Origin of the sequence: Desulfocurvus sp. (assembly GCF_023230885.1) — a bacterium.
In the GTDB taxonomy this organism is placed as follows: Bacteria; Desulfobacterota; Desulfovibrionia; order Desulfovibrionales; family Desulfovibrionaceae; genus Desulfocurvus.
In genome coordinates this window covers 1-6,164 of the sequence record NZ_JALNWM010000206.1, presented here as the reverse complement: position 1 = coordinate 6,164, position 6,164 = coordinate 1, and the positions used below count along the sequence as shown (strand labels likewise).

At 66.9% G+C, this 6,164-nt stretch carries 6 protein-coding genes and 1 pseudogene; 5 read left to right on the top strand and 2 right to left on the bottom strand.

Annotation, left to right across the window (positions count from 1 at the left end; translation table 11 throughout):
• The 5 genes from M0P34_RS13015 to M0P34_RS12995 form a co-directional block, all read left to right on the top strand.
• The coding region (locus M0P34_RS13015; protein ID WP_291499836.1) for a transporter substrate-binding domain-containing protein at positions 1-499 on the top strand (499 nt) is incomplete at its 5' end.
• A gap of 89 nt (positions 500-588) precedes the next feature.
• Positions 589-2,460 carry an amino acid ABC transporter permease gene (locus M0P34_RS13010; protein ID WP_291499834.1) on the top strand — a complete coding sequence of 624 codons (1,872 nt, stop codon included), beginning with the start codon at positions 589-591 and terminating at the stop codon, positions 2,458-2,460.
• A 48-nt stretch (positions 2,461-2,508) separates the two neighbouring features.
• Entirely contained in the window at positions 2,509-2,994 is a 486-nt protein-coding gene (locus M0P34_RS13005; protein WP_291499832.1) for an asparaginase domain-containing protein, read from the top strand.
• Between the two features lie 346 nt (positions 2,995-3,340).
• The gene (locus tag M0P34_RS13000; RefSeq protein ID WP_291499831.1) at positions 3,341-4,576 is read left to right on the top strand and encodes an inorganic phosphate transporter; all 1,236 of its coding nucleotides are present in this window, start codon (positions 3,341-3,343) and stop codon (positions 4,574-4,576) included.
• A gap of 29 nt (positions 4,577-4,605) precedes the next feature.
• Positions 4,606-5,274: a DUF47 family protein gene (locus tag M0P34_RS12995; RefSeq protein WP_291499829.1), complete on the top strand. Its 669-nt coding sequence runs from the start codon at positions 4,606-4,608 to the stop codon at positions 5,272-5,274.
• A 111-nt stretch (positions 5,275-5,385) separates the two neighbouring features.
• On the opposite strand, the gene phoU is transcribed toward M0P34_RS12995, so the two are convergent.
• Positions 5,386-6,057, bottom strand: coding sequence for a phosphate signaling complex protein PhoU (gene phoU, locus M0P34_RS12990; protein ID WP_291499827.1), 672 nt, complete (start codon positions 6,055-6,057; stop codon positions 5,386-5,388).
• 16 nt (positions 6,058-6,073) lie between these two features.
• Positions 6,074-6,164 (bottom strand): annotated as a pseudogene (pstB, locus tag M0P34_RS12985) (phosphate ABC transporter ATP-binding protein); the annotation flags it as partial.

Below are 6,164 nucleotides of genomic sequence, written 5' to 3'. Positions count from 1 at the left end.
CATCGACTTCTCCATCACCTACTTCTTCGACGGCCAGAAGCTGCTCGCCAAGAAGGGCCAGTACACCAAGTGGGAGGACTTCGTCGGCAAGAAGATCGCCACCATGCAGGGCACGACCTCCGAGATCAACATCAAGAACCTGCTCAAGAAGCTGGGCGACCCCGACGCCGACAAGAACGTCATCTCCTTCCAGAAGGAATCCGAGTGCTACCAGGCCCTGAAGATGGGCCGCGTGGCCGCCTGGAGCACCGACTCCACCATCCTGCTCGGCTACGCCGCCCAGGATCCCGGCCAGTTCGAGCTGGTGGGCGACTTCTTCTCCAACGAGCCCTACGGCATGGGCCTGCCCGAGGACGAGTCCAAGCTGCGCGACGCCGTGAACTTCGCCATCCAGGACATGTGGGCCGACGGCACCTACATGCAGATCTACAACAAGTGGTACGGCCCCGACACGCCCTACGCCTTCCCGATGACCGAAGAAATCGAGATGTGGCCGTAGGGGGCACGTCGCACACGGTATTGAACGCATGAGCCCGGGCCGCCCCGGGCTCATGCCTGTTTCCCGGACAGACCGCACGCGAAGGGACCATGACACGACTGCTGCTTGAAAAGACCTGGGTGCAGATCGGCCTGCTCCTGTTCATCCTGGCCAGCGCCGTCTACTACTGGGGCTGGGTCTTCGACTTCGGCTACGCCTTCGACTGGAGCGTGCTGTTCACCGTCAACCAGACCTACGGCGAGCACTACGGCCTGCTCCTGCTCATGGGCGTGTGCTGGACGGTGATCATCTCCCTGGTCAGCGCCGCGGCGGCCCTGGGGCTGGGCGTCCTGCTCGGCCTGGGCCGCGTGTCCCGGTTCAAGCCCGTGTACTGGCTGTCCACCGCCTACGTCGAGTTCTTCCGCAACACCCCGCTTCTGGTCCAGCTGCTCTTCTGGTATTTCGCCTTCCCCATGGCCCTGCCCGAGGGCGCCCGCGAGGCCGTGTTCGGCTTCCAGGTCACCTTCATGACCTTCCTGCCCTCGTGGCTGGAATGGATCCTGCCGCCCTGGCTGGCCGACATGAATTTCGGCTTCGAGTTCATGACCGCCGTGGTCGGCCTGTCGGCCTACACCGCCTCGTTCATGGCCGAGGTCATCCGCGCCGGGCTGCAATCCATCCCCAAGGGCCTGCTCGAGGCCGCCTATTCCAGCGGCCTGACCTACCCCCAGGTGCTGCGCAGGATCATCCTGCCCGTGGCCTTCCGGGCCATCATCCCGCCCCTGGGCAGCGAATTCCTGAACAACATGAAGAACTCCTCCCTGGCCATGTTCGTGGGCGTGGCCGAGCTGGCCTGGAGTTCGCAGCAGGTGGAGTCCATGACCTTCCGGGGCTTCGAGGCCGCCACCGCCGCCTCGGCCCTGTACCTGACCCTGTCGCTGGTCATCTCCGCCGTGCTCAACGCCATCAACGTCCGGCTGCGCGTGGGCGGGGGGCCCTGCTCGCCCGCCGAGCGCCTGCTGGCCCGCGTGGTGGAGCCGCTGTGCGCGGGCTGCGCCCTGGCGGCCCGGCCGGTGCGCTGCCTCGCCGGGCGCGCCGCCGCCCGGCGCCGCGCCGCCCGGGCCATGACCTATTCCCCGGCCCGCGCCGCCCTGAACAGCGCCGCCGCCCGCGCCTGGGCCGCCCTGGTCCTGGCGGCCAAGCTCGCCTTCCTGGCCGCCCTGGCCGTCGTGCTCTACAGCACCCTGCGCGGCCTGTGGAGCTTCAACTGGGGCGTCATCGCCGACAACTTCCGGACCATGCTCATCTGGCGCCTGCCCACCGACGATCCCAGCGAGATCATGGGCGGCACCGGCGGCCTGGCCATGGCCGTGCTCATGGCCGTCATCGCCATCACCGCGAGCTTCCCCCTGGGCCTGCTGGCGGGCCTGGGCCGCACGTCCCGGAACCTGCTGCTGCGGGTGCCAAGCACCCTCTACATCGAGGTCATCCGCGGCAACCCGCTGATCATGGTCATCTTCTGGGTCTATTTCTTCATCCCCGTGCTCACCGGGACCTTCCTGCATGTGTTCTGGAGCGCGACCATCGCCCTGACCGTGTTCACCGGGGCCTACCTGGCCGAGATCGTGCGCTCGGGCGTGCAGAACATCGCCCCCGGCCAGTTCGAGGCGGCCTTCTCCACCGGCCTGTCCTACTACCGGGTCATGCGCCACGTCATCCTGCCCCAGGCCCTCAAACAGATGATCCCGCCCATCGTCGGCCAGTTCATCGCCATCTTCAAGGACACCTCCCTGGCCTATGTGCTCGGGGTCATGGAACTGACCAACGTGACCATGGTCCTGAACAACCGGCTGATGATCTACCCCATCGAAATGTACACCACGGCGGCGTTCCTCTACTTCGTATGCTGCTACGCCATGAGCGCCTACGCCCGCCGCCTGGAGCTGCGCCTGTCGCCCGAGCGCCAGAGCCTGCACATGTAAGCCCGCCGCCCCGCCCCGCGCGGGGCGGCCCGCACCGGAGCCCACGCCATGATCCGCATCCTCGTCACCGGCGGCACGCTGGACAAGGAATACAACCAGCTGAACGGCGAGCTGGTCTTCACCAAGACGCACCTGAGCGACATCCTGGTCCAGGCCAAGTGCCGGGCCGAGGCGGCCATCGAGACCGTGATGCTCAAGGACAGCCTGTTCATGGGCGACGAGGACCGCCAGCTGATCCTCGCGCGCGTGCTGGCCGCGCCCGAGGACAAGATCGTCATCACCCACGGAACCGACACCATGCCCGAGACGGCCCGGGTCATCGGCGCGGCGGACACGGGGCGCACCGTGGTCCTGCTGGGCGCCATGGTGCCCTATTCCTTCGTCAACTCCGACGCGCTGTTCAACCTGGGCTGCGCCTTCAGCGCCGTGCAGCTGCTGCCCCCGGGGGCCTACATCACCATGAACGGCAAGGTCTTCTCCTGGGACAACGTGCGCAAGAACCGCGAGCGCGGCGAGTTCGAAACCCTGCGCTGAGGCCGCGCGCCCGGCGCCGGGCCAGCCGCCGCCGGAGCACCCCCGGGGCCGCCTCGCGCCCAGGCCGCCGGGGCACCCGGCCCCCGGCCCCCGTCGGCCCGCCCGCGTCCATCCGCCCCCTCCGTCGGCCAGCCCCGCGCCCGCCGTTTTTTTGCGCCCGGCGAGGCGCCGCCAGCAGCGGAAAACCCCGGGCGCTATCCTTTTGGGCCCGAGTGGGCTATGACTGCCCCGGCAATCGTCACATTGTCGTAACACAACTGTAATAAAGCGCCCGAGACGCCGCCCGGACCACCGGACCGGCGACCCTTTCCGGCACACCCGGATCACGGAAGCCCAAGGAAGGCGCATGGACCTCTACGACCTGTTCTTCCTCCTGTCCCTGGCGGCGGGATTCCTGATGGCCTTCAACCTGGGGGCCAACGATGTCGCCAACTCCATGGCCTCCGCCGTGGGCGCGCGGGCGATCACCGTGCGCCAGGCCGTGTTCATCGCGGGCATGCTGAACTTCGTGGGCGCCGTGTTCCTGGGCTCCCACGTCACGGCCACGGTGAGCAAAGGCATCATCAACCCGGCCGGAATCTCCGACCCGCAGCTCATCCTGCTGGGCATGTTCTCGGCGCTGCTGGCCGCGGCCCTGTGGGTGCTCATCGCCACCCTCACGGGCCTGCCCGTGTCCAGCACGCATTCCATCGTCGGGGCGATCCTGGGCTTCGGGCTGGTGGCTGGCGGCCCCTCGGTGGTCCAGTGGTCCAAGCTCGGCGGGGTGGTGCTCTCGTGGTTCGTCTCGCCGTTCTTCGCCGCCGTGGTCGGATTCCTGATCTTCACCCAGATCCGCCGCCGGATATTCATGGCCACGGACTTCATCCGCAGCGCGCGCATCTGGGGCCCGCGCTGGATGGCCCTGACCATGGTCCTGGTGGGCTTCTCGTTCCTCTACAAGACCCCCGTGGGCGCCCGGCTGGCCCTGGCCTGGTACGAATCCCTGGTCCTTGTCCTGGTGCTGGCGGGGCTGGTGTGGGCGCTGTCGGCCCGCATGGCCTGGAAACTGGCCGCCCGCGTGGAGGAAAGCGCCGAGGGCGTGGAAGCCATCTTCCGCAAGATGCAGATTTTCACCTCGTGCTATGTGGCCCTCTCCCAGGGCGCCAACGACGTGGCCAACGCCGTGGGGCCCATCGCGGCCATCTATGTCCTGGTCAAGCACGGCACCCTGCTGGCCCAGGCCGACGTGCCCCTGTGGCTCCTTGGGCTGGGCGGCCTGGGCATCGCCCTGGGCATCTGCCTGCTGGGCCACAAGGTCATGGCCACCGTGGGCGAGAAGATCACCACCCTGACCAACACCCGGGGCTTCGCCGTGGACTTCGCGGCGGCGACCACGGTGCTCGTGGCCTCCAAGCTGGGCCTGCCCGTCTCCACCACCCACGCCACCGTGGGCGCGGTCACCGGGGTCGGCCTGGCTCGAGGCTTCCGGGCAGTAGACTTCGGGGTGCTTGGCAGGATAGTGGTCTACTGGCTGTTGACGGTGCCCATTGCCGCGTTCACGTCCATCGTCATCTTTCAAGTCCTGCGCTGGACCTTCCTGTAGGAAGGCCGGCGGGGCCCGGAGGAACACATATGCGCGTCCCCTTCTTCGGCCTGCTGGCCGACAGGTCGCCCCTGGACGGGCTGCTTGAGCATTACGAGAAGATCAACGGCTGCGTGGCCATCATCAAGGAATCCATGGAGTGCTATGTGGCGGGCGGTGCCTGCCGCGAGTTCCTGGAGCTTGTGCAGCAGATCGACGAGATCGAGAACCAGGCCGACCTCATCAAGCGGCGCATCCACAACCACATGCCGCGCGGGCTGTTCATGCCCGTGGACAAGACCTTGTTCCTCAACTACACGAAAACACAGGACAACATCCTGGACGAGGCCCAGGAGGCCGTGCAGTGGCTGGCCATGCGCCGGGTGGACATCCCGGCGGAGTTCCAGTCGGACATCATCGAGCTGATCGAGGAGGTGGACGACATCACCAACATGCTCGGCCCGGCCCTGTCCGCCACCCTGGGCATCATCTACACCAAGAACCTGGACCGCCGCGGCACCAAGGACAAATACTGGGCCATCCGCCGCAAGCGCAGCACCGTGTTCAAGATGAAGAACCGCCTCGTCAGCCGCATCTACAACGCCGAGATGCATTTCAAAGACATCTACCAGCTCATCCACTTCGTGGAAAAGCTGCACGGCATGGCCCACTACACCGAAAACTGCGCCGACATCCTGCGCTCCATGATCGCCCGCTAGCCGGACGGCGCCGGGGCGGCCCAGCCCCCCGGAAGCACGGCCCCAGGCCAAAGAGACCGGGCCGGATTCCCCACCAGGGAATCCGGCCCGGTCTGTCTGGGCGCCCGGCGGCTAGAACCGCTGGCAGTTGTGCTTCACGCTGACGCCCTTGACGATGAAGATGACGGTTTCGCCCAGGTTGGTGGACAGGTCGCCGATGCGCTCCAGGCTGCGGGCGGCCAGGATGGTGTTCACGGCGCGGCGCACGCCGGTGACCTCGGTGACCATGTCGTCCATGGTCTTCTTGAGGATGCGCACGTTGAGGTCGTCGGCCTTGTAGTCCATGCGGCACACGTCGGTGGCCTTCTCCACGTTCTCCTCCTGGATGGCCTCCACGGCCACGCGCAGCATGTCCTTGGCCGTGGCCACCAGCTCTTCGAGCATGGGGTTGTGCGGCGTCTGGGAGAGCTTGGAGAGGTAGATGGTCTTCTCCGCGATGTTCACGGCCTCGTCGCCGGCGCGCTCCAGGTCGATGACGGCGCGGCGGCAGCCGGTGATGAAGCGCAGGTCGCGCGCCACGGGCTGGTCGCGCACCAGCAGCCGCAGCGAGAACTCGTCGATGTCGTTCTCCAGCTGGTTGATCTGCGCGTCGCTTTCGATGACGCGCTCGGCCAGCTCGGCGTTGCGCTCCAGCAGCGCCCGGGTGGCCATGTCCACCGCGCGCTCCACATAGGCCGCCATCTGGAGGATCATGATCTTGAGCTCGTCGACCTGCTGATGGAAGTGGGTCTCCTTCTTTATCATTGGGGCTCCTCGCGGCCTAGCCGAAGCGGCCGGTGATATAGTCTTCAGTCTGCTTGTGCCTGGGGCGGGTGAACAGCGTTTCCGTGGCGTCGACCTCGATGAGGCTG